The organism is Ruoffia sp. FAM 24228, assembly GCF_045528575.1.
Classification (GTDB): domain Bacteria; phylum Bacillota; class Bacilli; order Lactobacillales; family Aerococcaceae; genus Ruoffia; species Ruoffia halotolerans.
On record NZ_JBGQQZ010000007.1, the window covers coordinates 1 to 25,460 of the forward strand.

General features: G+C 37.1%; 23 protein-coding genes and 1 pseudogene. 21 read left to right on the forward strand and 3 right to left on the reverse strand.

The genetic code is table 11. The annotated features are described in order from the left end of the window. The 10 genes and pseudogenes from ACEN33_RS02005 to ACEN33_RS02050 form a co-directional block, all read left to right on the forward strand. A pseudogene (locus tag ACEN33_RS02005) lies at positions 1 to 118 on the forward strand (IS30 family transposase); the annotation flags it as partial. 44 nt (positions 119 to 162) lie between these two features. Further along, positions 163 to 1,182, forward strand: a complete 1,020-nt coding sequence (locus ACEN33_RS02010) for an ABC transporter substrate binding protein (protein WP_407094451.1) — start codon at positions 163 to 165, stop codon at positions 1,180 to 1,182. Positions 1,183 to 1,201: 19 nt separating this feature from the next. Then, entirely contained in the window at positions 1,202 to 2,158 is a 957-nt protein-coding gene (locus tag ACEN33_RS02015) for an ABC transporter substrate-binding protein (protein WP_407094452.1), read from the forward strand. A gap of 11 nt (positions 2,159 to 2,169) precedes the next feature. Beyond that, entirely contained in the window at positions 2,170 to 3,120 is a 951-nt protein-coding gene (locus ACEN33_RS02020) for an ABC transporter substrate-binding protein (RefSeq protein WP_407094453.1), read from the forward strand. Positions 3,121 to 3,189: 69 nt separating this feature from the next. Further along, positions 3,190 to 4,107 carry an ABC transporter permease gene (locus tag ACEN33_RS02025; protein WP_407094454.1) on the forward strand — a complete coding sequence of 306 codons (918 nt, stop codon included), beginning with the start codon at positions 3,190 to 3,192 and terminating at the stop codon, positions 4,105 to 4,107. Further along, complete coding sequence (locus ACEN33_RS02030; RefSeq protein WP_407090444.1) at positions 4,107 to 4,922, forward strand: ABC transporter ATP-binding protein; 816 nt, start codon at positions 4,107 to 4,109, stop codon at positions 4,920 to 4,922. The genes ACEN33_RS02025 and ACEN33_RS02030 overlap by 1 nt, the downstream gene beginning before the upstream one ends. 455 nt (positions 4,923 to 5,377) lie before the next feature. After that, on the forward strand, positions 5,378 to 6,658 hold the full coding sequence (locus ACEN33_RS02035; RefSeq protein ID WP_407090445.1) for a uracil-xanthine permease family protein: 1,281 nt from the start codon (positions 5,378 to 5,380) through the stop codon (positions 6,656 to 6,658). Positions 6,659 to 6,866: 208 nt separating this feature from the next. Beyond that, positions 6,867 to 7,547, forward strand: a complete 681-nt coding sequence (locus ACEN33_RS02040; protein WP_407090446.1) for a zinc metallopeptidase — start codon at positions 6,867 to 6,869, stop codon at positions 7,545 to 7,547. A gap of 26 nt (positions 7,548 to 7,573) precedes the next feature. After that, positions 7,574 to 8,776, forward strand: a complete 1,203-nt coding sequence (locus ACEN33_RS02045) for a YcjF family protein (RefSeq protein ID WP_407090447.1) — start codon at positions 7,574 to 7,576, stop codon at positions 8,774 to 8,776. A gap of 140 nt (positions 8,777 to 8,916) precedes the next feature. After that, positions 8,917 to 9,324, forward strand: coding sequence for a YbaN family protein (locus ACEN33_RS02050; protein WP_407089480.1), 408 nt, complete (start codon positions 8,917 to 8,919; stop codon positions 9,322 to 9,324). 20 nt (positions 9,325 to 9,344) lie between these two features. Here the strand turns inward: ACEN33_RS02050 and ACEN33_RS02055 are convergent, their stop codons facing one another. Continuing rightward, positions 9,345 to 10,106, reverse strand: a complete 762-nt coding sequence (locus ACEN33_RS02055; protein ID WP_407089422.1) for a hypothetical protein — start codon at positions 10,104 to 10,106, stop codon at positions 9,345 to 9,347. Then, positions 10,090 to 11,028 (reverse strand): ABC transporter ATP-binding protein, encoded by a 939-nt coding sequence (locus ACEN33_RS02060; protein ID WP_407089423.1) that lies wholly within the window; start codon positions 11,026 to 11,028, stop codon positions 10,090 to 10,092. The genes ACEN33_RS02055 and ACEN33_RS02060 overlap by 17 nt, the downstream gene beginning before the upstream one ends. Positions 11,029 to 11,332: 304 nt before the next feature. Between ACEN33_RS02060 and ACEN33_RS02065 the strand changes: the two genes are divergently transcribed. From ACEN33_RS02065 to ACEN33_RS02095, 7 genes are all read left to right on the forward strand, one after another. After that, complete coding sequence (locus ACEN33_RS02065; protein ID WP_407089424.1) at positions 11,333 to 12,298, forward strand: metal ABC transporter solute-binding protein, Zn/Mn family; 966 nt, start codon at positions 11,333 to 11,335, stop codon at positions 12,296 to 12,298. Positions 12,299 to 12,325: 27 nt separating this feature from the next. Beyond that, positions 12,326 to 13,018 carry a metal ABC transporter ATP-binding protein gene (locus tag ACEN33_RS02070; RefSeq protein ID WP_407093760.1) on the forward strand — a complete coding sequence of 231 codons (693 nt, stop codon included), beginning with the start codon at positions 12,326 to 12,328 and terminating at the stop codon, positions 13,016 to 13,018. Further along, complete coding sequence (locus ACEN33_RS02075) at positions 12,979 to 13,812, forward strand: metal ABC transporter permease (RefSeq protein ID WP_407089426.1); 834 nt, start codon at positions 12,979 to 12,981, stop codon at positions 13,810 to 13,812. Before ACEN33_RS02070 ends, ACEN33_RS02075 begins: the two co-directional genes overlap by 40 nt. A gap of 168 nt (positions 13,813 to 13,980) precedes the next feature. After that, on the forward strand, positions 13,981 to 15,771 hold the full coding sequence (locus tag ACEN33_RS02080; protein WP_407093762.1) for a PTS mannitol transporter subunit IICBA: 1,791 nt from the start codon (positions 13,981 to 13,983) through the stop codon (positions 15,769 to 15,771). A gap of 26 nt (positions 15,772 to 15,797) precedes the next feature. After that, positions 15,798 to 17,852, forward strand: coding sequence for a BglG family transcription antiterminator (locus tag ACEN33_RS02085; RefSeq protein WP_407093763.1), 2,055 nt, complete (start codon positions 15,798 to 15,800; stop codon positions 17,850 to 17,852). A gap of 15 nt (positions 17,853 to 17,867) precedes the next feature. Next, complete coding sequence (locus tag ACEN33_RS02090) at positions 17,868 to 18,311, forward strand: PTS sugar transporter subunit IIA (RefSeq protein ID WP_407089429.1); 444 nt, start codon at positions 17,868 to 17,870, stop codon at positions 18,309 to 18,311. After that, positions 18,311 to 19,459 (forward strand): mannitol-1-phosphate 5-dehydrogenase, encoded by a 1,149-nt coding sequence (locus ACEN33_RS02095; protein ID WP_407093764.1) that lies wholly within the window; start codon positions 18,311 to 18,313, stop codon positions 19,457 to 19,459. Before ACEN33_RS02090 ends, ACEN33_RS02095 begins: the two co-directional genes overlap by 1 nt. Positions 19,460 to 19,675: 216 nt before the next feature. On the opposite strand, the gene ACEN33_RS02100 is transcribed toward ACEN33_RS02095, so the two are convergent. Beyond that, positions 19,676 to 20,068 carry a hypothetical protein gene (locus ACEN33_RS02100; protein ID WP_407089431.1) on the reverse strand — a complete coding sequence of 131 codons (393 nt, stop codon included), beginning with the start codon at positions 20,066 to 20,068 and terminating at the stop codon, positions 19,676 to 19,678. Positions 20,069 to 20,260: 192 nt separating this feature from the next. On the opposite strand from ACEN33_RS02100, the gene purR reads away from it, so the two are divergent. The 4 genes from purR (at position 20,261) to ACEN33_RS02120 (ending at position 25,213) form a co-directional block, all read left to right on the forward strand. Then, positions 20,261 to 21,115 carry a pur operon repressor gene (gene purR / locus ACEN33_RS02105; RefSeq protein ID WP_407089432.1) on the forward strand — a complete coding sequence of 285 codons (855 nt, stop codon included), beginning with the start codon at positions 20,261 to 20,263 and terminating at the stop codon, positions 21,113 to 21,115. Between the two features lie 108 nt (positions 21,116 to 21,223). Further along, positions 21,224 to 22,609: a bifunctional UDP-N-acetylglucosamine diphosphorylase/glucosamine-1-phosphate N-acetyltransferase GlmU gene (gene glmU / locus ACEN33_RS02110; RefSeq protein WP_407089433.1), complete on the forward strand. Its 1,386-nt coding sequence runs from the start codon at positions 21,224 to 21,226 to the stop codon at positions 22,607 to 22,609. A gap of 2 nt (positions 22,610 to 22,611) precedes the next feature. Beyond that, positions 22,612 to 23,595 carry a ribose-phosphate diphosphokinase gene (locus tag ACEN33_RS02115; protein ID WP_407089434.1) on the forward strand — a complete coding sequence of 328 codons (984 nt, stop codon included), beginning with the start codon at positions 22,612 to 22,614 and terminating at the stop codon, positions 23,593 to 23,595. A gap of 217 nt (positions 23,596 to 23,812) precedes the next feature. Then, positions 23,813 to 25,213, forward strand: a complete 1,401-nt coding sequence (locus ACEN33_RS02120) for a sugar transferase (protein WP_407089435.1) — start codon at positions 23,813 to 23,815, stop codon at positions 25,211 to 25,213. Positions 25,214 to 25,460 lie beyond the last annotated feature (247 nt).

Genomic DNA, 25,460 nt, shown 5'->3' on the forward strand with positions numbered 1-25,460 from the left:
TGTGTCATCGATTGCACACAAACGGAACACGATTCCACGGAAATCCTTACACTACCGAACACCGTTGGAAGTATTTTTGAGTTACTTAGATGAAGCAGTTTTGTCTAGCTTAATTTGACAAATCAAAGTTATAAAAAAATAGAAAAAATGGAGGAATAAATTATGTATCGATATTTAAAAACAGCCTTAGTTTCATTATTAGCATTAGGTACAATCGCAGCACCAATGTCTGCAGAAGCACAAGATCAAGAAGAAATTAACGTAGGTGTCCTTCAATTTGTAGAGCATGAATCATTAGACCAAAACTATCAAGGTTTCATTGATGGCTTAGAAGAAGCCGGTTATGTTGAAGGTGAAAACCTAACTTTAAATTATTTAAATGCCTCAGGAGACACAGCAAACTTACAATCAATGAGTGAGAATGTGACGAACAGTAGTGATTATATTTTCGCTATTGCAACGCCAGCCGCTCAAGCTATTGCGAATGTCGAACAAAAGAAACCCGTATTATTCTCATCAGTCAGTGACCCTGTTGGTGCAGGTTTAGTCCAAAACTTAGAAGAGCCAGAAGCAAATATTACAGGTACGACCGATGCTGGTCCAATTGAAGACCAAGTAGCTTTACTCCAAGCAGTTGTTCCTGACGCAGAACGTGTTGGAATCATCTATAACTCAGGTGAAGCAAACTCAATGAGTGAAGCAGAAAAAGCAACAGCAGCCCTTGAAGCAGCTGGCATTGAAGTTGTTGAAGCAACAGTGACTTCAACGAATGACATCTCTCAAGTCATGAGTGGTTTAGTTAATGATGACGTAGATGCAGTCTTCACAGTAACAGATAACACAATTGCAAGTGCAATGACACTAGTTGGAGATTTAGCATTAGAAGCTGAGCTGCCAATTATCGGTGGATCAAAGGATATGGCTTTAGCAAATGGGTTAACGACATATGGTTTAGATTATTACGAATTAGGTAAACAAACAGCGGGAATGCTAGTAGAAATCATTGAATCTGGTGAGATTATCCCAGTTGAATCCGCAGATACATTAGAATTAGTTGTTAATGAAGAAAATGCAGAAATATTAGGTCTAGATTTATCAAATATTGATTTAGGTTCTGAAGAAACATCAGATGAAGAAGATACAGAAGAATCTGAAGAAGAGAGCTCTGAAGATTCCGAATAAAAGATAAGGAGAATTCAAAATGAAAAGTCGATTTAAATTTATTAATATTATTACTACCGTTGTATTAGCTTTACTTCCAATGTTAGCAGGTGGCCAAGCAGTCCAAGCACAAGAAGAAACAATTAATATAGGTGTTGTTCAATATGTAGAGCACGAAGCTTTAGATGCAGTGCTGAAAGGTTTTCAAGAGACGTTAGACAATTCAGCTTATGGCGACCGTATTGAATGGGATATTAATAATGCCAGTGGTGACCAATCGAGTCTTCAATCATTAAGTGAAAAAGTTGCGCGTGACAATGATATTTTATTTGCCATCGCAACGCCTGCTGCTCAAACTTTAGCAGCAGTTGAACAAGAGAAGCCAATTTTTATTGCAGCAGTAACAGATCCAGTTGAAGCTGGTTTAGCAGACTCTATCGAAGCTCCAGGAGGAAACATTACTGGAACAAGTGATATGGCGCCGATCGAAGAACAAGTCGACTTATTAATACGTAATTTTCCAGATGTTGAAACAGTTGGTTTAATTTACAACTCAAGTGAGGTCAACTCACAAGTTCAAGCGGGCGTAGCCGTTGAATTACTTGAAGAACAAGGTTTAGCGACGGATGTTCAAACAGTGATTAGTACGAACGATATATCACAAGTGATGAATGCACTTGTTGGTAATGTCGATGCGATGTTTATGGTAACGGATAATACGATTGATAGTGCCATTACTTTAGTTGGAGATATTGCTAAAGAAGCAGGGATCCCAACAATTGGGTCATCTGATTCAGTTGTAAGAACAAACGGACTAGCAACATTATCAAACTCTTATGAAGACTACGGTGTTCAAACAGCAGAAATGGTAATTCGCATGTTGGATGAAGATTTAAACCCTGGAGAAATGGAAATTGAATTAGGGAAAGATTTTCAAATTGTAGTGAACGAAGATTTTGTTGAAGCCATCGGTGTCGATCCGTCAACGATTGAATAGGAGCATATAAAATGAAAAAAATAATTCAATTAGTAACAATCATTGCCTTAGCGTTCGTATCTATTTTTCCAGCAACTCAAACGGTTAAAGCCCAAGATGAACCAATTAAAATTGGTATCTTACAACACGTCAGTCATGAAGCTTTAGATGACACACGTGACGGCTTTATAGAGCGTATTGATGAGCTATTAGATGGGAATGTCGAGTGGGACTTACAAAATGCGAACGGCGATATGACAACATTGCAATCATTATCAGAAAAAGTTGCGCGTGATAATGATATTATCTTTGCGATTGCCACACCAGCTGCACAAGCTTTAGCAACTGTTGAAGAGGAGAAACCAATATTTTTTGCAGCAGTGGCAGCACCAGTTGAAGCGAAGTTAGTTGATTCAATGGAAGCGCCCGGACGTAATTTAACTGGAACGACAAACTTAGGTCCAATTGCCGATCACGTAGATTTATTACTACAAGTTGTCCCTGATGCACAAAACATCGGAACAATTTACAATTCAAGTGAAGTTAACGCACAACATCAAGTTGATATTGCGACAGAAGTTATTGAAGAAAAAGGACTAAATCATATTGTCCAATCAGTAACGAACACGAATGATATTGCGCAAGTCATGACTGCTTTAGTTAATGAATCCGATGCAATTTTATTAGTGACTGATAATACGATTGATAGTTCAATCTCACTGGTTGGTGATATCGGGAAAGAAGCTGGTTTAGCGTTAATTGGGTCATCTGACTCAACGATTAATGCCAATGCTTTAGCAACAATTTCAAACTCTTACTTCGACTACGGTGTACAAACAGCTGACATGGTTAAGCGTATGTTAGATGAAGATTTATCTCTAGCTGATATGCCAGTTGAAGTTGGTAAGAACTTTGAGTTAATTGTCAATGAAGAATTCGCAGAAGCTGTTGATATTGATGTCAGTTCAATTCAAATAGATTAGTGTTTATTCATTAAAATATGGTAAGATAATATGGATTTTTAAAATTAATTAAAGGAGTATGTTTAACTTATGATTCTAGATGTTATTTCATCAAGTTTTAGCCAAGGGGTTGTATGGGCAGTCATGGCTATTGGGGTATACATTACCTTCAGATTACTTGATATCGCAGATTTATCAGCCGAAGGGGTGTTCCCATTAGGGGGCGCCATCGCAGCCATTTTAATTACAAATGGTCTTAACCCATTTCTCGCAACTGCTGCAGCTTTCGCAGGTGGGGCAGCCGGTGGTTTACTCGCTGGTTGGATACACACAAAACTTCATATCCCACCGCTGTTAACGGGTATTTTACTTCAAACAGGTTTATACTCGGTTAACTTCCAAGTGATGGGTGGACGTTCAAACTTAGCTTTACTTGGTCAAGAAACGATTTTTACACCTATGGAAGATATGTTTGGTTTCAGTAAAAATATGTCTGTAACAGTTCTTGGCTTGATTATCCTAGCGATTATCATTACTTTATTAGTTCTGTTTCTACATACTGAAATGGGCCTATCGCTTCGAGCAACTGGGGATAACCCACGAATGAGTGAAGCAAACGGGATTAATACAAACCTTATGAAGACTTTAGGCTATATTATTGGTAACGGGTTGATTGCCTTAAGTGGAGCAATGGTAGCACAAAAAGACGGCTTTGCCGATCTAAGTATGGGTATTGGTACCATTGTTATTGGACTGGCCTCAGTCATTATTGCTGAAGTGGTAATTCCTAACCAATCAATTGGTTTCCGTTTAACTTCGATCATTTTAGGTAGTTTCATTTACCGCTTAATTATTGACTTTATTTTAAACCAACCATGGATTGATATTCGTCCAACTGACTTACGTATATTCTCTGCTATCTTACTTGGATTTGTATTGTATTTCCCTCAAATTCAAAGACAATTTGGTAGTCGGAAAAAGAGCGCAGTGAGCGGAGGTGCGAAATAATGACTGAAGAAAGAAAAATTAAATTAGAACTATCAGGGATTCAAAAATCATTCGAACGTGGAACAGTGAATGAGAATCACGTTCTAAAAGGCATTGATTTAACACTTTATGATGGAGATTTCGTAACGGTTATTGGTGGTAACGGTGCTGGTAAATCAACTTTACTCAATACAATTAGTGGTTCACTGACACCTGATGAAGGATCAATTAAAATCAATTACGAAGACGTGACACGCCTTCCAATGAACAAGCGTGCGGACTCAATTGGGTACGTGTTTCAAGACACGAAGATGGGGACAGCGGCGCGTTTAACAATTCAGGAAAATATGGCGTTAGCTAACCGACGTGGTTTAAAACGTGGCCTTCGTAAAGGTGTTAAAGAAGCGGATCGTCAACAAATGATCGAACGCTTGAAAATATTAGATTTAGGATTGGAAGACCGTTTAACTACAGATGTTGCTTACTTGTCAGGTGGACAACGCCAAGCGTTAACACTCTTAATGGCAACATTACGTAAGCCACAAGTATTGCTACTGGATGAGCATACGGCAGCGCTAGACCCTAAAACAAGTGAAATGGTTCTCAGACTAACAGATAGAATTGTGAGCGAACAACAATTAACTGCATTAATGATTACCCATAATATGAATGATGCGGTGAAATATGGTAACCGTCTGATTATGCTCCACCAAGGAAGAATAATCCTTGATGTGAGTGCCGAAGAGAAGAAAAACTTAACGATTGATCGTTTAATGGAGCTCTTCCGTCAAGAATCAGGTGAAACATTAGCATCTGATGCGATGTTATTATCTTAATTAGAAACATATTCCAATATACCGGCCAGCAGCCAGCTAAAAGCGACTGCTGGTCGGTTTTTGTGTTAGTTTTGGTTAAGGGGTAGGTCTAACGGGACGTGTCATGTGGTGACACGTCCTGTTAAGTGTTTAATTACCACTGTCACTGTCTGACCTGTCCTATTAACCGATTAATTCCCTTCTCACCACCCAACATCCCCCATCAACAAACTTTTCTAAACAAATATTTAATAAATCTTACATTTTCTATTGCAATATTCCTTATACATGGTAAAATTTTGACAGGTTAAAGGGACTTTTAAAGTAATCCAGAGAGGTTACTAAAGACTTCATTTTATTGAGGGTATTGCGTTGAGCGAGCCATCAATTTACATATGAACTTCTTTAAAGCCCTGTTTTTGCAAAGGGCTATTTATTTTGTCCAAAGTGAACCTAAACAAAAAGGAGCTGTTTATATGGAAAATTCAGGAAAAGAAAAAAGAATGTTGTTAGATGTGCATGAGAAGCCATTATTAATACCTGGTTTATTATTAAGTTTCCAACATGTGTTTGCGATGTTCGGTGCGACAATTTTAGTGCCTTTAGTATTAGGTTTACCAGTGTCGACGGCACTTTTAGCAAGTGGGGTTGGGACGCTGATTTATATGGTTGTGACTCAGTTTAAAGTACCGGTATATTTAGGTTCATCATTTGCTTATATTACAGCGATGTCATTTGCGATTGATCAAATGGGTGGAAGTATTGATGCAGCTCAAACTGGAATTATGTTAGTTGGACTTGTTTATGTTGTTGTAGCATTTATCATACATAAAATCGGAAGCGGCTGGATTAATAAATTATTCCCACCAATCGTTATTGGACCAATGATTGTTGTTATCGGATTAGGATTATCAGCGACAGCGGTTCAAAATGCTGGCTTTGTTTCAGGTGGTGATTGGCGCCAAATTCTTACGGCTGTTGTGACTTTTGCCGTAGCTGTATTTGTGACATGTAAAGGGAAAGGTTTTGCCAAAGTGATTCCATTCTTAATCGCAATTATTGTGGGTTATATAGTAGCGTTTTTACTAGGTATTGTTGATTTAACCCCAGTTCATGAAGCAAGTTGGTTTGCGTTACCAGATATTCGCCTACCATTTGGAAACAGTCCAGATCGATATAACTTCTACTTTGGTGCTGAAGCATTAGCGATTATCCCGATTGCGTTTGTAACAATTGCGGAGCATATGGGAGATGTGATGGTTCTTGGGGAAATTACAGGTCATGATTACATTAAAAAACCTGGTTTAGACAGAACTTTAGCCGGTGACGGAATTGCCTCATTATTCTCGGCATTCATTGGTGGACCAGCCAATACAACCTACGGGGAAAATACAGGAGTTATTGGTATGACAAAAGTAGCGAGTATATCAGTCATTCGTAATGCTGCTATTATTGCAATTATCATCAGTTTCTTAGGGAAATTCACGGCTCTAATTTCAACAATTCCTCAATCAGTTTTAGGTGGAATGTCAATCTTACTTTACGGGGTTATCGCAAGTAACGGATTAAAAGTATTAATCAGTAATCGAACAGACTTTAACCAATCCCGTAACTTAATTATCGCAAGTGCGATGCTAGTTATTGGTTTAGGTGGGGCAGTTCTTGAAGTAGGTTCAGCCTTAGTTATTTCAGGGACGGCTTTAAGTGCGGTTGTTGGAATTATCTTAAACTTAGTTTTACCTACCGAAGAAAAATAATATCCGCCTTAAGTTGCATGTCAATTTATCAAATTATGCGATAATAAATATACGCTAATCTACAAACCGAAACGTTCAGAGCGTTTCGGTTATTTTTTATTCATCTTAAATTAATGTCAGTATTATATAATCATTACAAGTTGTCAGATGCAAAGAAAAATGGTATATGTGGTATAATTATAGTGATTTCAACTAAGGAGGAATACATATGTTTTATATGGATTGGACTTACATTTTAGTCCTTATCGGAATGGGGATTGTTATGTTTGCACAAAATCGTGTGCAATCGACATTCAATAAATACGATCAATTAGATACAGAAAAAAGAATTACAGGGAAGCAAGCAGCAGAGCATATCTTGCAAACAGCAGGAATATCTAATGTAAAAGTGGAACAAGTAAGAGGGCGCTTAACTGACCATTATGACCCTAGAAATAAAGTGTTGCGCTTATCAGAAGCAACTTACAATCAAACTTCAGTAGCTGCAGTAGCCGTAGCAGCCCATGAGGTTGGACATGCGATTCAAGATCAAAAAGATTACGCATTCTTAAAAGTAAGAAGTGCGATTGCACCGGTCGTTCAAATTGGGTCATCTATCGCGATGCCTTTAATTTTAATTGGTTTATTATTTCAATTAACTGGTTTAGTTAATATAGGGATTCTTGCTTTTGGTTTAGTTGTCGTTTTCCAATTAGTCACTTTACCCGTAGAGTTTGATGCAAGTAAAAGAGCCCTAGCGATTCTAGGGGATACAGGAGTATTTGTGCAGGAAGAAGTGCCCGCAGCGAAAAAAGTGTTAGATGCAGCGGCTTTCACATATATTGCAGCCACGTTAAGTACGGCGCTCCAGTTAATACGACTCATTCTAATATCGAACCGCAGAAGATAAGAATGAATTGAAAGGGATGGTAGATTGTGAGCTTATGGAATAAAATCACACAAAGAAAAGCGAATCGAGATATCGCGAATAATTTAATGGAGAAGACTCAGCAAGAAGTGGACCACATTGAACCCATTAATATTTTAGTTGCTGGAAAAACAGGAAGCGGTAAAAGTACTTTAATTAATGCTGTCTTCCGGGAAAAATTAGCAGAAACCGGTGTTGGACAACCGATCACTCAACATGTTGAGAAAATTACTAAAGAGGGTGTCCCACTGACTTTGTATGACACAAAAGGTTTAGAACTTAATCCTGAAGCGCAGCATGAAGTCTTACTGTCACTTTCAGATTTAATTAAATCACAAAAAGAAAAAGGTCCTCATGAAGCCATTGATATAGTTTATTACTGTATTAACAGTACAATGGCGCGGATTGAGCCATTTGAAATGGAGTTAATTGAAGCAATGGCTGAGCATGTGCCTGTGTTACTAATCTTGACGCAAGCGATAGGTGAGAAGAATAGTGACTTTGAGAAATATTTAAACGAGCTTGATATGCCAGTTCAGTCAATTATTCCATTGTTAGCGAAAACATATTTGATACGTGGTGAACAAAGAATACCTGCCTATGGATTGCAAGAATTAATTGATACAACACTTGAAGTGGTACCAACAGAGGTTCACAAGGCTTTTATCAACGCCCAACAAATAGATTTGAACATTAAAGTGGAACACGCTAGGCGTTGGGCAAATAAGTATGTAGCTTCAGCTTTTGGAGTTGGTTTTTCACCGATTCCGATTTCCGATGCCACGCTTCTTGTGCCGATGCAAATCACAATGTTAGCGCACATTACATCTATATTTGGTTTGTCATTGGACAAATCACAAATTGTGTCAATTATTGCAGGGATTGGTGGGACTGGTGGGGCGACTTACTTCGGTAAAATCCTCGTCTCATCAGCTTTTAAACTCATACCAGGTATCGGGACAGTTGCTGGTGGGATGATCTCTGGGACAACTGCAAGTGTGTTGACTGTAGCTTTAGCTTTCAGTTATATTGAAGTACTTCGTCAAATTGCGATCGCTGAAATTATTGGACGCGATATGAAGATTAAAGAAATTCAACAAATAATGAACAAAAATTTATCTGAACAACTTGATGTTGTTTACGAAAATCTTCCTAAAGACATTAAAGAAAAATATTTACCTGAATGGTTAAGTACATTTTTAAATCAATAGACGCTAGAGTAAAGTGATTGTTTCCAATATGTTGGACACAATCACTTTTTTTGTATAAATTCAAAAGAATCTTTGAAAAAGTTTGTGATTAAGTGTACAGTGATACTATCTTGAATAATAAAAAGGAGGGATATAAATTGATAAAAAAATATATTTACATCATCTGTGGGTTTATTACGTTTGTGATAGGTTTTATTGGGACTATCTTACCTGTATTGCCGACGACTCCCTTTTTATTATTAGCCGGTTTCTTTTTTGCACGAAGCTCCGAACGCTTTACAAACTGGTTGCAACAAACTAAAATGTATCAGTTTTACGTTTCAGATTACGTTGAAACTAAATCTATTCCACGTAAAAAGAAATACAAAATGCTTGTCAATATCGTGATTTTAATGGGCGTATCAATTTATTTCGCACCAATTATATTTGTAAAAATTATACTCGCTTTATTAATGTTGGGCATTCTGTCTGTCTTGTTCTTAGTCGTACCAGATAGAGAAGAATCATATCAGTGTAACGAAAAAAACACGAGCCACACCGGAAATTAATCCGAAGTGGATCGTGTTTTCTATTTTATTTCACGTCGTTTGAATAGACTGATCCCAATAAACATAAAGATAGCGAAATAAATCAAGGCTAACCATGGCGTGAAATCAATCCCTTGAATCATGATTGGATTATCCGGACTTAATTGGGTGAAGATGTAAGGTTCAATCATTTCGATAAAATCAAAACGCAATGCCAAAAGCTGTAAGATTAAAGGTAAGGCAACGATACCTAGTATCGTTAAATTCATCAAAGCATTACTCGTTGAGAAAAAATATATGATTTGAAAAAGTGCCAAGTACATTAACCAAATTGGTAAGTAACTTAAAACAGTCTCCATAAATAAAATCTCATAATAAATCGAAATGCCACCATTGAAAATCATAGAACCCGCAATAGCAAACCCGGTGATAGTAATAAATAAAAAGCAAACAGCTAAAAATAGACTACTTAAGTATTTAGTTAAGTAAATCTTCATTCGAGAGTGCCCTGTACTCACAGTGTTAATTAAAGTGCGGTTTCGCGTTTCGTCATGAAAAGCCGTATTGCCTAGACCGATTAATAGGAAAATTGCGGTACTTGTCATTAATGGGATAAAGGCAAAGTAAATTAAAGACTCTGCCGGAAGGACTTGAATAATTGGGCGAATGCCTTCTTCTACCCAAGTTCCGAGATAAAAAATTAACGGAATGGCTGCACCCAGTAATAAACCAACAAGTAACCAAATTTTAGGTGCAAGGCGGGTTGAAAGTTGGTATAATTCAGCTTTAAATAATCTCATCATTAGAATGCGCCTCCTCAGTTAAATTAATAAACATCTCTTCAAGATTATGGGAGTTACGCGATAAATGAGAAAGTTTCAGATTGTTCTTTACAAAGGTATCAGCAATGTCGCTGGCTTCAATATTTGGGTCAAATACATGGATCATCCCTTCAGCTGTCACTTCAAATTCAGTTGTATTTAACTCTGTTTCAAGCAGTTGGCTAGCTCGGCCAGTGTCATCTACTTTAAACTCAAAGTAACTTTGCAGACGTTGTTGTAATTCTTCTTTGGTGAACTCATCGATTTTCTTGCCATGGTTTAAGATTACAAAGCGGGTCGCCAAGTTTTCTAACTCCGAAAGAATATGTGAAGAGACTAGAATCGTTAAGTTTGTTTCTTTAGCTAATTTTTGTAATAACTTTCTCACTTGAATAATACCTGCAGGGTCGAGACCATTTGTTGGCTCATCAAATACAAGCAGTTCCGGTTCATGAATTAGAGCTAAGGCAATGGCTAAACGTTGCTTCATACCTAAAGAAAAACCTTTGAATTTCTTGTTTCCAACATCTGCTAACCCGACAAGTGTTAATAATTCATCGATGCGGTTCTTATTTTTAATGCCTCGTTGAATCCGATAGAATTCTAGATTTTGTTTGGCAGACATTTCCGGAAAGAAGGCAGGGTCTTCTATAATAGTACCTAAATACTTGCGGTTTTCTCTTAAACCTGCCGCATCTAAGGAACCAAATAATTTTAAGTCCCCATCATAAACGGGAGTCATACCGGTAATAATTCGAAATAAAGTTGTTTTTCCAGCGCCATTGGGACCAGCGACACCGACAATTTCACCTTTGCTCACATTTAAATTAAAGTGTTCTAACGCTTGTTGTTTACCGTATTGTTTAGATACATTGTTTACTTCTAATACTAGCGAATTTTTCATTTTCTTATCCTCTCATTCGCATTTGGTTTATGCGATCATTTCTCTTTAAATATACGCGAATTGAGTACGCTTTTCATAGGACTCTAGTTGTATATTGAAAAATATGTGAACTATTCAAACGGTTTTTTATCCTTTCATACATAATAACACCGTCAAACAATAAATACGAAGAGAAACACATAGAATTATACATTTTTCATATGATTAAATTGTCATGTTTAATGGTCTTGACTTTAGCAAACTTCGGGAGTAGTATAGTGAAAGCCTAAATAGTAACCATTACATTTAAGAGAGGTTGATCATTATGAAATTATTTAAGAAGTTTATTTTATTTGTTATTGCTTTCGCTTTAATTATACCTGGAGCCAACATTCATGCCCAAGACAAAAAGACGGTCATGACTACATTTTATCCAATGTATTACTTAGCGAGCCGAATAGGTGGAGACGCTATTAATGTTGAGATGCTTTTAGAAAGTGGACAAGATGCGCATTCGTATGAATCTACGGCAAAAGATGCTGTGGCAGTTCAAGAGGCGGATTTATTCATCTATCAAGATGATGAGATGGAGTTTTTTGTCAGTGATTTATTAAGGATTGTTGATCAAGCGGCAACTCAAGTGCTTGAATCAACGGAAGGCATTGACCTATTATCAGGTGATCATAATCATGAAGAAGAGGAACATGATCATGAGGAAGGTCATGAAGAGGAACACAATCACGGCGATGAACATGACCACGAAGAAGGTCACTCGCATGAGTTTGATCCACATACGTGGTTAGATCCAAACTTTTATTCTCAACAGGCAGAAAATGTCAAAAATGCCTTAATTCAACTCGATCCAGCGAATAAAGCAACTTATACTGAGAATGCCGAAAAACTATCTGAAGAATTAACAGCATTGAATGAAGCATTTGAAACTGGTTTAGCTGATTTGAAGAACAGAACAATTGTCGTTCAACATGAGGCTTTCGGATACTTAGCTCACGCTTATGATTTAGAACAATTAGCCATTAGTGGCTTAGCAAATAATGCCGAACCGAGTGCTAAAAAGTTAGCTGAAATGACCAAAGTAGTGAACGAAAGAAACGTTCAAGTTATTTATATTGACCCGACGACATCAACGACTATTTCAGAAACAGTGAGCCAAGCAACCGGTGCAGAGTTACGACCATTAAGAACATTGGAATTCATTACAGAAGAAGAAATTGAGCAAGGTGAGGATTATTTCAGTATAATGAGAGAGAACTTAGCTCAATTAACGAAATAAAACGTACAACTAGAAAGGTGTAACATTATGTCTCTATTAGAAGTGCATGACTTATCATTTTACTATGATGACGAAAAAGTGCTAGACAGTATTAACTTTACAATTGAACCCGGAGAATTTGTTATCTTAACTGGGGAAAATGGTGCAGCAAAATCAACTTTAATTAAAAATATCCTCGGTTTGTTAAACCCAGCCACTGGTCGAGTCATCTATTCAAAACTAAACCAATTTGGAGAGAAGTTATCTATAGGATATGTCCCACAAAATGTGACGTCCTTCAATGCTGGTTTCCCCAGTACCGTTCAAAAATTAGTTGAATCAGGTCGTTACCCTAAAGGACGTTGGTTCAAAAAACTCGATGCCACAGATTATGAATATGTAGACCGAGCGTTGAAATCCGTCGGGATGGATCATTTAAGAGGTCGTAAAGTTGGGGAATTATCTGGCGGTCAAAAGCAACGAATTAATTTGGCTCGTACATTTGCGGTGGATCCAGACTTTTTTGTACTCGATGAGCCAACAACTGGGATGGATGTTGCTTCAAGAAAATCTTTTTATAAATTATTACGTCATACATCTAAAGTTCATGGGAAAGCGATCCTAATGGTAACACATGCGGATAATGAACTGGATGGCTTTTTTGACCGTGAGATTCGACTTGTCAGAGAGGGGGGAACACCATGGAGTTGCTTCAGTATGACTTCATCCAACGCGCATTAGTTGCGGGTGTTGCGATTTCCTTTATTACACCGATTATTGGCTTATTATTAATTTTACGCAGACAGTCATTATTAGCCGATACTTTATCACATATTTCCTTAGCAGGAGTAGCCTTAGGGATGTTCCTTCAAGTAGATCCAACACTTTCTACTTTATTATTTGTTGTCGGTGCATCAATTATCATTGAGTACTTGAGAACAATTTACAATACCTTCTCAGAGATTTCCGTTGCAATTATGATGTCAGCTGGAATGGCGATAGCCTTAGTATTGGTAAGTTTGAACTCAAACTCAGGTAATTTCCAAATTGATCAATACTTATTTGGTTCAATCTTATTGATCTCACCAAGTGAAGTGAAAATTCTAGTTGGACTCTCAGTCACTATTGTTATCTTCTATCTAATCTTTAGAAGAACACTATATGTGATGAGTTATGATGAGGCGACTGCTTATACTAGTGGACTGCCAGTTCGATTCATTTCAATTATTTTTTCGGTATTTACAGGGGTTGCGATTAGTATTATGATGCCAATTGTTGGTGCATTACTTGTTTCAGCATTAGTCGTTATCCCATCTGCAACTGCTATTAAAATATCAGATAGCTTTGGGAAGACAATTGTTATAGGTATTATCATTAATTTAATTGGGATATTTGCTGGTATATTTGCGAGTTATGAATACGATACACCGCCAGGAGCGTCGATTACATTAGCCTTTATCGTGATTTTTGTCATTGTATCGTTGGCTACTTACTTTGTGACTTTACGCAAACGTAAACAGAATAATCCATCGTAAACTTTAAAGCTAAGCGCGTGAGAGTTTGGCTTTTTTGTGTCATTTTATATAGAGTGTGTCATTGTCACAAAGAAGTGTGCCAAAGTTCCTAGTTGCTTGCTATTGAAGCGTTACCAAAAAGTCTATATTATAATAATTGAATACAAATTAAATTAAGGAGGCGTCGTTGTGGATAATACAAAAAATAATGCAGGGCTGAAAGCAAAAGTCCAGAAACTCGGTAGTTACTTAAGTAGTATGGTTATGCCAAATATTGGAGCGTTTATTGCGTGGGGTGTTTTAACAGCCCTATTCATTCCGGATGGATATTTCCCGAATGAAGATTTTGCTGGGATAGTTGGGCCAATGTTAAGTTACTTACTTCCAATCTTAATTGGGTACACTGGAGGTAAGATGGTACATGGTGATCGCGGAGCGGTCGTAGGTGCGATTGCAACAGTAGGTGCGATTGTTGGGTCAGATGTAACGATGTTTATTGGTGCAATGGTGATGGGACCTTTAGGTGGTTGGTTAATCAAGAAATTTGATGAGAGATACCAAGATAAGATTCCATCTGGTTTTGAGATGTTAGTCAATAACTTCTCATCTGGTTTAATTGGATTTGCATTAGCATTAATTGCTTTTGTGGTTGTTGGACCAGTTGTTGCTAGTTTAACGTCAATGATTGGTGTTGGGGTAGAAGCCTTAGTTCAAGCAGGCTTACTACCATTAGCAAATATTCTTATCGAACCAGCGAAAGTTTTATTCTTAAATAATGCGTTGAACCACGGTATCTTTACACCTCTTGGTTCTGAGCAAGTAGCTGAAGCAGGAAAATCAATTCTATATCTATTAGAAACTAACCCTGGACCAGGTTTAGGGGTGTTATTAGCTTTCATGTTCCTTGGTAAAGGGTCTGCAAAAGGATCTGCACCCGGAGCAGCGATTATTCACTTCTTAGGTGGAATTCACGAGATTTACTTCCCATACGTTATGATGAAACCATTATTATTCTTAGCAGTAATTGCTGGGGGTATGACAGGAACATTCGTATTCTCTCTATTTGATGCGGGTCTTACAGGTGCAGCGTCACCTGGTTCAATTGTTGCGATAACTGCGATGACCGCTCAAGGTAGTCACTTAGGAGTGTATGCAGGTGTGTTAGCTTCAACGATTGTTTCATTCTTAATCGCAGGTGTGATTATCAAATCCGATCGTAAAGCTGGAGTCGATGATGCATTTGAAGAGCAAGTTGCAGCGACTCAAGCAGCAAAAGCATCTTCAAAAGGTCAAAGTACAGATGTAGAAGCATTATCAGATTCTGCACCTGCCTTTGAAGAGATTGACCAAATTATCTTCGCTTGTGATGCAGGAATGGGTTCAAGTGCCATGGGAGCTTCATTACTTCGTAAGAAAGTGAAATCTCAAGGAATTGATATTAAAGTAACGAATTCAGCGATTAATAACTTAAAAGATGATTCGAAAACTTTAGTCATTACTCAAGAAGAATTAACAAATCGTGCGCGCAAACAATCACCATCATCGACTCACTTATCAGTTGAGAACTTCTTAGATGGCGATCGTTACGATGAGATTTTAAATGATATGTACAAAAAATCAGATGAGCCAGTGGCAACTAGCGAACCGGTTATGGCTAGCGAGCCAGAAACAGCAGCGACTTCAGTTGGACCGATTGATTATAGTGCAGTGAAGCAAGTATTTGTTGCCTATGACGGAAAAGTTGGGGCAAGTACAATGGCAGCGTCACAATTACGTAATCAATTTACGAAAAATGGCATCAATGTTCCGGTTGAAGCAAAAGATATTAATGACTTAAGCAATGATAGTTCAAACTTAGTAATTGCGACACCAGAAGTGGGCGAAAAAGTTCGTCAGCAATATGCTAACGTGATGGTCGACACTTATGATAAACTATTAAATGAAAGTCATTACAATCAGTTAATTGAATATTTTAAATAAACACAACTAACGTTAGGAGGGGTAAAATGTTCTTAACAGATCGAGAAAGACACATAGTGTCAATTTTGCTGAACGCACCGAGTGGTGTCAAAGTAAAAGAATTGACTGACCTATTAGACGTAAGCCGTCGGACTGTGTATCGTGAACTATCGAGTCTGGAAGAAACTTTGGCCCATTCTAACGTTTCTATTATTAATCAAAGAGGCATGGGTTACCAATTAGAAGGCGATGAAGAGAAGATCCATTCACTAGGACGACAGATTGAAGAGGCCCAGCCAAGCGAAATGACGATTCAAGAACGTCAACGGGCGTTGTCATTAAGACTTTTACTAAGTGAGAGCTTAACAATGGAAACTTTAGCAGATGAGTTACGTGTGAGTCCAAGTACGGTTCAAAGCGATTTAGATGATGTTGAAGAGGAACTTGAACGCTTCGGTGTGTATATTGACCGGGTTAAATTTCAAGGGCTCACGGTCATTGCGAGCGAACGCAAACGACGCGAGATTGCGAGTCAACTCATTTATGGTAGCGTTGAGGATTATGATTTTTTCAAGTATTTAAACACTTTAAAAGAAGATTCTGAAAATCAGTTTAATGATTACTTTCTGTCTTGTTTGACGCCAGAATCTTTGCGCTTTGTAAATGAAGCTATTAATCATGATTCGAGCCAACAATTTAGTAAAGTAACTGACAATCAACTCCAACATGTGATTATCATCTTAGCTTTGACGATTGACCGAATTCAAACGGGACATCCAATTAATGAAGCCATTCCAGCCAAAGCGATTTCTCAAGATATTATTTATTTGTCGCATGAGATATTTGGTTATATTTCCTCAGAAATGGCCCTAGCCATTGATTTGGATGAACGACATTTTATTGCTCTACAGCTTGAAGGTTTAAATTATAAGACCAGTCAAAGTATCTTTTTTGAAACCTTTGATTCGCAATTAACGTATCAAGTGAAAGAGTTAATTCGTTTAGTGACTGAACATACGGGGAATGATTTCCGATATGATGATAGTCTATTTTATGACTTAGTGGCACATATTCAAGCCACTTTAAAACGACCGGTCCTACTCGATTACAAATTAGATACTCCTGTCTTGAAGCGAATCAATGAAGAATATCCAAATCTCGCTGTGGCATTAGATATGGCTTGGGAAGAAGTCTTCACAGGTCATGAACTGACGAATGATGAGAAAGCTTATGTTGTGATACATTTCGCAACGAGCTTAGAAAGGCATCCAAGCATTCAACGCGAAGTGAATGCGATTGTTGTTTCTTCAAGTGGGGTTGGTACCGGGAAAATTTTAGAAAGTAGATTAAAACGCTACTTACCTGAAATTAATTCGGTAACAGTGATTCAATTATCAAGACTCCAATTAGTCGATTTTTCTAAGTATCAATTGATTTTGTCGACAATTTATTTATCCGGGATGGACCGGGATTACCGTGTCATATCACCACTTCTAACTGATAAAGAAATCGCGGCGATTCGTCAAGATATTCATGCAAGCATTCAAGTTGACGATAATAGCAAGAGCCAGATAACACAGCATACAAATTTGTCTTTTGATCAATTGTACGATTATTTAGCGGATGCAAAATACATTTTAGATCAGCTTGATCTAACCCAAATTGAGGCGGAGGCGACGGTAGAGTTAACCTTAAAGGCAATAATTAAAGAGTTGGATTCAGACATTATTGCAGATGCAGCTAAAGTGAGCCGTAAAGTGAATGAACGTTACTTAAAAGCACCGATTGGGATTCCTAAATCAAGTGTTGCCTTGTTCCATAGTTCGAATCATTGGGTGAAGCAGCCTTACTTCAGTATTTATGAATTAGACAAATCATTTGCTCTTGTTGGGATGGATGGGCAAGAAATTCAGTTAAAACGCATGTTATTGATGATTGCTCCTGAAAAGATGACAGTTTATCAACAACAATTATTAGGTTTAATTAGTTCATCAATTATTGAAAGTGATATTAATACAGTCATTTATGAAAATGGTACTTTAGAAGAGATACGCGAGTTAATCAGTTCACTTTTTGTGAAGGAAGTTCAACATTTACACTAAAGGAGAGAGAGAAGTATGGAATTAAAAGCAAAAAACATATTATTAAATCAAACATTTTCGACGAAGGAAGAGGCAATTAAAGCGGTTGGAACTTTACTAGTTGAGGATGGAGCGGTTGAAGAAAGTTACATTGATTCAATGTTAGACCGTGAAAAAGTGGTCACTACTCACATGGGGAATTTTGTGGCCATTCCACACGGCACCGATGAAGGGAAAGAGTTTGTGAAAGAAACAAGCATTACGATTGCTCAAGTACCTCAAGGTGTGAACTTTGCCCCAGGTGAAGACGAAGAGAAGATGGCTATGATGATCTTTGGAATTGCAGGAGTAGGTAATGAGCATTTAGATGTATTATCTAAGATTGCTGTCTTCTGTTCAGATGTTGAAAACGTCGTGCGTTTAGCAAATGCAGATTCAGCTGAAGAGATTATCGCGATGTTTGAGGAGGAAGTAGAATAATGAAAGCAGTACATTTTGGAGCAGGAAATATCGGACGCGGATTTATTGGAGAGATTTTATCTAAAAATGGTTTCCATATTGATTTCGTAGATATTAACGAGACGATTATTGATGCCTTAAAAGAACGTAAAGAGTATGACATTGGCTATGCAGCTAAAGATGGCGAAACAATTCATATCGATAATGTTAATGGTTTAAACAATGGGAAAGAACCTGAAGCGGTTGTTGAAGCAATCAAATCAGCAAACATTGTGACAACGGCCATTGGACCTAATGTTCTCCCTTACATTGCCGAATTAATCGCTCAAGGAATTCAAGCGCGTCAAGAAGCAGATGTTAAAGAAGCGATTGATGTGATTGCTTGTGAGAATATGATTGGTGGGTCAGACTTTTTACGTGAGAAAGTTGAAGGGTTCTTAACAGAAGATAACTTATCTTATGTGGAACAATATGTTGGCTTCCCGAATGCAGCGGTAGATCGTATTGTGCCGAATCAACAACATGAAGATCCACTATTCGTATCGGTCGAGCCATTTAGCGAATGGGTGATTGACTCAACAAAAGCGAAAGCAAAAGATATCCGCCTAGAAGGTGTGTTATATGTTGATGATTTAGAGCCTTTTATTGAACGTAAATTATTCTCAGTGAATACAGGACATGCAACGGTTGCTTATGCTGGAGCTTTCTATGGTTACAAAACAATTGATGAAGCCATCAGTGATGAGCGAATCTTGAACCTTCTACAAAATGTACTCAAAGAAACTGGCGCATTATTAATTAACAAATGGGATTTTGATGCAACTGAGCACGAAGCTTATGCAAATAAAATTGTAAACCGCTTTGAAAATACATATATATCAGATGATGTTACTCGAGTGGCGAGAACACCAATTCGTAAATTAGGACCCAATGAACGCTTTATTCGTCCAATTCGCGAAGCTAAAGAACGTGATTTAGAGTATCAAAATCTAATGGAAGTTGTCGGAATGATCTTCCACTATGATAATCCAGAAGATAAAGAGAGCGAACATTTACAAGCGATGTTAAAAGAACAATCAGTTGAGCAAGTTGCGCGTACAATAACGGAACTTGAAGATGAAGTTCTATTAAACCGTATTGTAGCAGCTGTTGCGAATGTAGAAAAATAGATAAATACGAAAAGATCACCGTGACTCAGTCCGGTGATCTTTTTTGTGCTGTTATTGTAAATGGGTGAACTTGAGCCAAATGGGATAACGGTTTGTCTTGAGTAGCGCCAACTCCGGCCAAATGGGATAACGGTTTGTCATGAGTAGCGCCAACTCCGGCCAAATGAATTAGCGATTTGGCTCAAGTTTCGCTAAAAAAATATCGGTTAAGAAATCTTACAAGTGTCGTTTACTTAACCGATAATGATAGCCAGGAATCATAAAATGACTAATTCCATAACCTAAGAGTGCAATAGTCGCCAAGTACCGTGTCCAATGTGTTTCGGAAAGTGAGCCAGATATTAACATTAACAAGATGATCGCAAGAAAACTAAAGGAACTAAAAGATGAGGCAGTGATTGTGACAATGTCACCATCTAAGATTGGGAGCTTATTACTACGTAAACCCCCGAATTGAGATACTTGTAACTGGACTTTTGGCGTTGAGATGTCAATGTTTATTGAGCTATTATCTGCTAATTTGCCAACGACAACTCCATTAATTTTAATGTTTAATTTTGCACCCATATTGAATAACCAACCCGTTCGGCGAGTGATTTTAATTGCCATTTACTTTACCTACCTTTTGTACGTTAATCACGTGAAGTTTAATATTGACTATATTTTAACATAGTATAAGTTGGCTCCCTAAGAGAAAGAAAAATACACGAACAAAGGAAATAATTAAACACGAACAAAATTAAAGCATATATATTTATTGTCTGTGTTTTGGTAATATATGCTTAAGAGGTGACTTTCATTATGACTGATAAAAACTATAAACCAAAACGCAATCAACGTATGTTGTATATTTCCCACTATTTAGTAGATAGACCAGGACAGTTAATTAACTTGTCTTATTTTGTTGAGTTTTTGAATGCCGCTAAATCTTCAATTAGTGAAGATATTGATTTTGTTCGAGAAGTCTTTGAAATTAATGGACTCGGAGAAGTAAAGACGTTTCCGGGTGCAGCGGGTGGAATTATCTTCTATCCAAAAGTTCCTTTTATAGAACAGAAAGAGTTGTTGAATACTTTAATTGAGAAATTTACGCATGGAAAGCGAATTTTACAAGGTAATTACATTCATATGAGTGATATTTTGCAAGATTCATACATGTTAAGTAAAGTAGGCAGATTGATTGCTTCTCATTATATCCATAATGATATTGATGTAGTCATGACTGTAGAGTCAAAAGGAATTGGTCTAGCAACGATTGTTGCACGCTATTTAAACGTTCCTTATGTAATCGCGAGACGTGATTCAACAGATGGTATCGGACCAACCATCTCTGTTAATTATGTATCTGGGTCACACCAAACAGTTAAGAAAATGGAATTAGAAAAAAATAGCCTGAAAACAAATCAACGTGTCTTAATCGTAGATGACTTCCTTCGTAATGGTGGAACGGCGCAAGGGATGATTTCACTACTTGAAGAATTTGATTCGACGGCGGTCGGAGTTTGTGTCCTTGGTGAGAATCGTTCACACGAAACGAACCAATTAACTTTACCAATCGATTCACTCATTAGTGTTCAATTAGTTTATAACGATGAAGAGAGAGGTTATGAACTGGATGTTCAACCAGGAAGTTTATTTAATCAATTAACAGAGTAAACGTTTTTTTGTCGTTTCATTTAGGATTGTCAAATTAAACGGTAGATATCTTCGCCTATAATCGCTATAATTATTAAGAGTAGAATGTTTAAAATAAGGAGTGTTTATATGGAGAAGCGATTAGCCGTTGTACTGGCAGCGGGTAAAGGAACACGTATGAAATCAGAGTTATATAAAGTGCTACATACGATTAACGGCATCTCAATGGTAGAGCATGTATTACGGGCAGTTCAACAAAGTAATGTTGAGCGAATTGTAACAATTGTAGGACACGGTGCAGAAACAGTGCGAGATGTATTAGCTGATCATTCTGAATTTGCATTACAAGAAGATCAATTAGGAACAGGTCATGCTGTACTACAAGCTAAAGATCTATTAAAAGATGAAGAAGGAAGTACTCTTGTAATATGTGGAGACACTCCTTTGTTTTCAGCAGAAACATTAAATCAATTGTTCGATTTCCATGAAGAATCTAATGCTAAAGGAACAATCTTAACGGCAATCGCCGAAGACCCAGCGGGGTACGGTCGTGTAGTTAGACAAAGTGATAAAGAGGTTTCACGAATTGTTGAGCAAAAAGATGCAAACAAAGAAGAGCAAGCCATAACAGAAATTAATACGGGGACATATGTCTTTAATAATAAAGCGTTATTTGAAGCCTTGGATAAAGTCGGCAACGAAAATGCACAAGGTGAGTATTACTTACCAGATGTGATTAGTATTATGAAAGAAGCTGGCGATACTGTTAAAGCCTTTACGATGGATAACTTTGATGAAGCTATTGGAGTTAACGACCGTATCGCGTTAGCAGAAGCAACACGCTTAATGACTAAACGCATCAATGAAAAACATATGCGTAACGGTGTTACGTTTGTTAACCCAACAGCAACTTATATCGAAGCAGATGTTGAAATTGGACAAGATACATTAATTGAATCTGGCGTATCCCTTAAAGGAAATACAAAGATTGGTTCACATTCAACGATTGGTTCAAATTCAGAAATTATATCATCAAATATTGCTGACCATGTTGAAATTCGTCAATCTGTGCTAGAATTTGCAAATGTCGAAGAAAATGTAACTGTGGGACCATTTGCACACTTAAGAGCTAAGAGTGTCTTAAAAGAAGGGGCACATATCGGAAACTTTGTAGAAGTCAAAAACAGTGTTGTTGGAAAGAACTCTAAAGCAGGACACTTGACTTATATCGGGGACGCGGATATTGGTACAGATGTCAACGTAGGTTGTGGAACTGTATTTGTAAATTATGACGGAAAGAATAAATTCCGTTCAACAATTGGCAATGACGTATTCATCGGTTCAGGCTCAAATATTGTTGCACCTGTAACAGTAGGAGACCGAGCAATCGTTGCAGCAGGTTCTACGGTTAATAGTGATGTTCCAGAAGAAGCACTTGCAATTGCTAGGTCACGTCAAGAGATCAAAGACAAATACTGGAAACGCTTCAAGGACAAACAAAATCTGGAGGATTAATAATGATAGAGAAACCATATTCTGATTCAAAACTTAAAATTTTCGCACTAAGTTCTAACCGCCCGTTAGCAGAAAAGATTGCGGATGAAGTAGGTGTAGAATTAGGAGATATTAATATATCTCAGTTTGCTGATGGTGAGATTAAAGTTAATATTGATGAAAGTATTCGTGGAGACCATGTTTATTTGGTACAATCAACATCGTATCCGGTGAATGACCACTTAATGGAGTTATTAATTGCTATTGACGCATTGCGTCGTGCAAGTGCTAAAACAATTAACGTAGTTATCCCTTATTACGGATATGCACGTCAAGATCGTAAAGCACAACCTCGTGAACCAATTACAGCGAAGTTAGTTGCGAATATGTTAGTTCAAGCTGGGGTAGATCGTTTAGTAACGCTAGACTTACACGCGGCTCAAATTCAAGGCTTCTTCGATATTCCAATGGACCACTTATTAGGTGCGCCATTATTAACAAATTACTTTATCGATAACCATCTTGAAGGTGATGATGTTGTTGTTGTATCACCTGACCACGGTGGAGTGACTCGTGCCCGTAAATTAGCCGAATTCTTAAAATCACCGATTGCGATTATCGATAAACGTCGTCCAAAAGCAAACGTCGCTGAAATCATGAATATCGTTGGAGAAGTACAAGGGAAAACGTGTGTCATCATTGATGACATGATTGATACAGCTGGGACTATTACATTAGCAGCAGATGCTTTAATGGAAAAGGGTGCAAAAGATATTTATGTTTGTTGTACACACCCAGTATTATCTGGACCAGCAATCAGTCGTTTAGAAGCATCACCAATCAAAAAAGTGATTATTACAGATTCAATCTCTTTACCAGAAGAAAAATATTTAGATAAAATTGAAACAGTGACGGTTTCTCAACTTGTGGGAGAAGCGATTAAACGTATCCACGAAAACCGTTCAGTGAGTCCTTTATTTGAAGAACAATTCAAATTAATTGACTAAATATGATGATTGAAAAGTGCCAACAGGAGGGATCTTGTTGGTGCTTTTTTATTCTTAATGTATATTCTAATCAGTTTACTATTGATAGTTTGGGCTATATATGCAATAATTCTTTGATATTCCTATTGAAATTGTATAGAATTAGACAGGGTAGAAAAAGAACATTATATATAAGAAATATTTTATAGTAGAATAATGAAAGAAAGGAAGTTATTGCGTGAATAAGCATCGCTATGAATGGAATAACTTGTTACGTTTTGGTGCTGTTATACTAAGCTCAATAGTGGCGATTGGGTGTATTTATTTATCATTTTACATCAAATTTTTAGGCGATATACCGGCTAGAAACTTTAGTGCTTTTGAAGATAGTTATATATGGATATTTATCGGTTACATTATTATTAACTTTCTATTTGGTACTTATGTTTTCTATAACAAGAGTGTGTTAGATATTTTTTACTTTACGATGTTAAGTCAGTTAGTACTGAATGTTTACATTATGGCTCTGACTTTTGCGGGAAGCTGGCTAACATTTCCAAGATCAGTGTTACTAGTGAACTTATTTGTTGGGACCTTTGTGTTATTTATCTTTAATGTATTGGTTTACTTACTTTACCAGCAACTACGTGGGCAAAAGAAAATCTTAGTTGTTGGAGAATCGGACCGGGCACTTGAAGCAGTTCGGAACTTTTCATTAATGAAAAACAAACGTCATAAAGTGACACATGTAGTCTTATCAGATTACTTAAAACATGTTGAGGAATTAGCGAATCATGTGGATATTGTTTATTTAACAGGGTATATACCGGAAGAACAACGTTTAGATATCTATGAATATTTAATGCGCCAGAATAAAAAGTTATTTATAAGTACTCAATTTGAGAATTTAATGATGGTTAATCCAAATATTATGAACTTTGAAGATGAAAGTATTATTGAAGTTTCTAGTTTTGAAATTCCATCTGAAGATAATATGTTAAAGCGTATCATTGATATCTTAGTTTCTTTAGTTTTAACTATTTTGACCTTGCCGATTATGTTAGGAACAGCTATTGCGATTAAGATTGATTCTCCAGGACCTATTTTCTATAAGCAGGAGCGTATTACTAAAGGTGAAAAACACTTCAATATCTTAAAATTCCGCTCAATGTCAGTGACAGCAGAATCCGATTCAGGACCTGTTTTAGCGGCGAAAAACGATACGCGTGTGACAAAGGTCGGTAAATTTATTCGAAGTACACGAATTGATGAATTACCGCAATTGTTAAATGTGCTTAAAGGGGATATGTCGCTTGTGGGACCTCGTCCGGAGCGTCCGTTCTTCGTTGAACAGTTTAAGGAGCAAAATCCGTATTATACTTTAAGACATCACGTAAGAGCAGGAATTACCGGCTATGCGCAAGTTTATGGAAAGTATAGTACCGACTTTAATAGCAAACTGAACTTTGATCTGTTATATATTAAGAACTTTTCCATAGCTTTTGATTTTAAACTATTATTCCAAACGGTGAAAATCTTATTTGATAAAGTGAGTTCGCGTGGTGTTGATGATGAGGAAGAAGTTTCAACACAAGATGAATGGTCAGATTTTGCGAAGACAATTATTATCGTGAAATAAAAAGTATGAATCTTTTATGAACAAGTATGGTGCTCGAATGAGTCCATGCTTGTTTTTATCTTTAGGCAAATGCTATGGATAAAGAATAATAGATGAAAGTTTAAAGATAAAGTAGTAATAAATTGTTTAAATAAAGATCAGGTTATCGATAAATTCTCAGTGGATTATTTGTTTTTATTTACTGGGAATGGATATCATTTGGCTTACTATTGATAAATATAGTATAATTAACTGTAAAGAAAGGATA

Bases quoted from the DNA above. Each gene is read 5' to 3' on its own strand.
- ACEN33_RS02010 (WP_407094451.1), top strand. From the start codon at position 163: ATGTATCGATATTTAAAAACAGCCTTAGTTTCATTATTAGCATTAGGT.
- ACEN33_RS02015 (WP_407094452.1), top strand. From the start codon at position 1,202: ATGAAAAGTCGATTTAAATTTATTAATATTATTACTACCGTTGTATTA.
- ACEN33_RS02020 (WP_407094453.1), top strand. From the start codon at position 2,170: ATGAAAAAAATAATTCAATTAGTAACAATCATTGCCTTAGCGTTCGTA.
- ACEN33_RS02025 (WP_407094454.1), top strand. From the start codon at position 3,190: ATGATTCTAGATGTTATTTCATCAAGTTTTAGCCAAGGGGTTGTATGG.
- ACEN33_RS02030 (WP_407090444.1), top strand. From the start codon at position 4,107: ATGACTGAAGAAAGAAAAATTAAATTAGAACTATCAGGGATTCAAAAA.
- ACEN33_RS02035 (WP_407090445.1), top strand. From the start codon at position 5,378: ATGGAAAATTCAGGAAAAGAAAAAAGAATGTTGTTAGATGTGCATGAG.
- ACEN33_RS02040 (WP_407090446.1), top strand. From the start codon at position 6,867: ATGTTTTATATGGATTGGACTTACATTTTAGTCCTTATCGGAATGGGG.
- ACEN33_RS02055 (WP_407089422.1), bottom strand. From the start codon at position 10,106: ATGATGAGATTATTTAAAGCTGAATTATACCAACTTTCAACCCGCCTT.
- ACEN33_RS02060 (WP_407089423.1), bottom strand. From the start codon at position 11,028: ATGAAAAATTCGCTAGTATTAGAAGTAAACAATGTATCTAAACAATAC.
- ACEN33_RS02065 (WP_407089424.1), top strand. From the start codon at position 11,333: ATGAAATTATTTAAGAAGTTTATTTTATTTGTTATTGCTTTCGCTTTA.
- ACEN33_RS02070 (WP_407093760.1), top strand. From the start codon at position 12,326: ATGTCTCTATTAGAAGTGCATGACTTATCATTTTACTATGATGACGAA.
- ACEN33_RS02075 (WP_407089426.1), top strand. From the start codon at position 12,979: ATGGAGTTGCTTCAGTATGACTTCATCCAACGCGCATTAGTTGCGGGT.
- ACEN33_RS02085 (WP_407093763.1), top strand. From the start codon at position 15,798: ATGTTCTTAACAGATCGAGAAAGACACATAGTGTCAATTTTGCTGAAC.
- ACEN33_RS02090 (WP_407089429.1), top strand. From the start codon at position 17,868: ATGGAATTAAAAGCAAAAAACATATTATTAAATCAAACATTTTCGACG.
- ACEN33_RS02095 (WP_407093764.1), top strand. From the start codon at position 18,311: ATGAAAGCAGTACATTTTGGAGCAGGAAATATCGGACGCGGATTTATT.
- ACEN33_RS02100 (WP_407089431.1), bottom strand. From the start codon at position 20,068: ATGGCAATTAAAATCACTCGCCGAACGGGTTGGTTATTCAATATGGGT.
- purR (WP_407089432.1), top strand. From the start codon at position 20,261: ATGACTGATAAAAACTATAAACCAAAACGCAATCAACGTATGTTGTAT.
- glmU (WP_407089433.1), top strand. From the start codon at position 21,224: ATGGAGAAGCGATTAGCCGTTGTACTGGCAGCGGGTAAAGGAACACGT.
- ACEN33_RS02115 (WP_407089434.1), top strand. From the start codon at position 22,612: ATGATAGAGAAACCATATTCTGATTCAAAACTTAAAATTTTCGCACTA.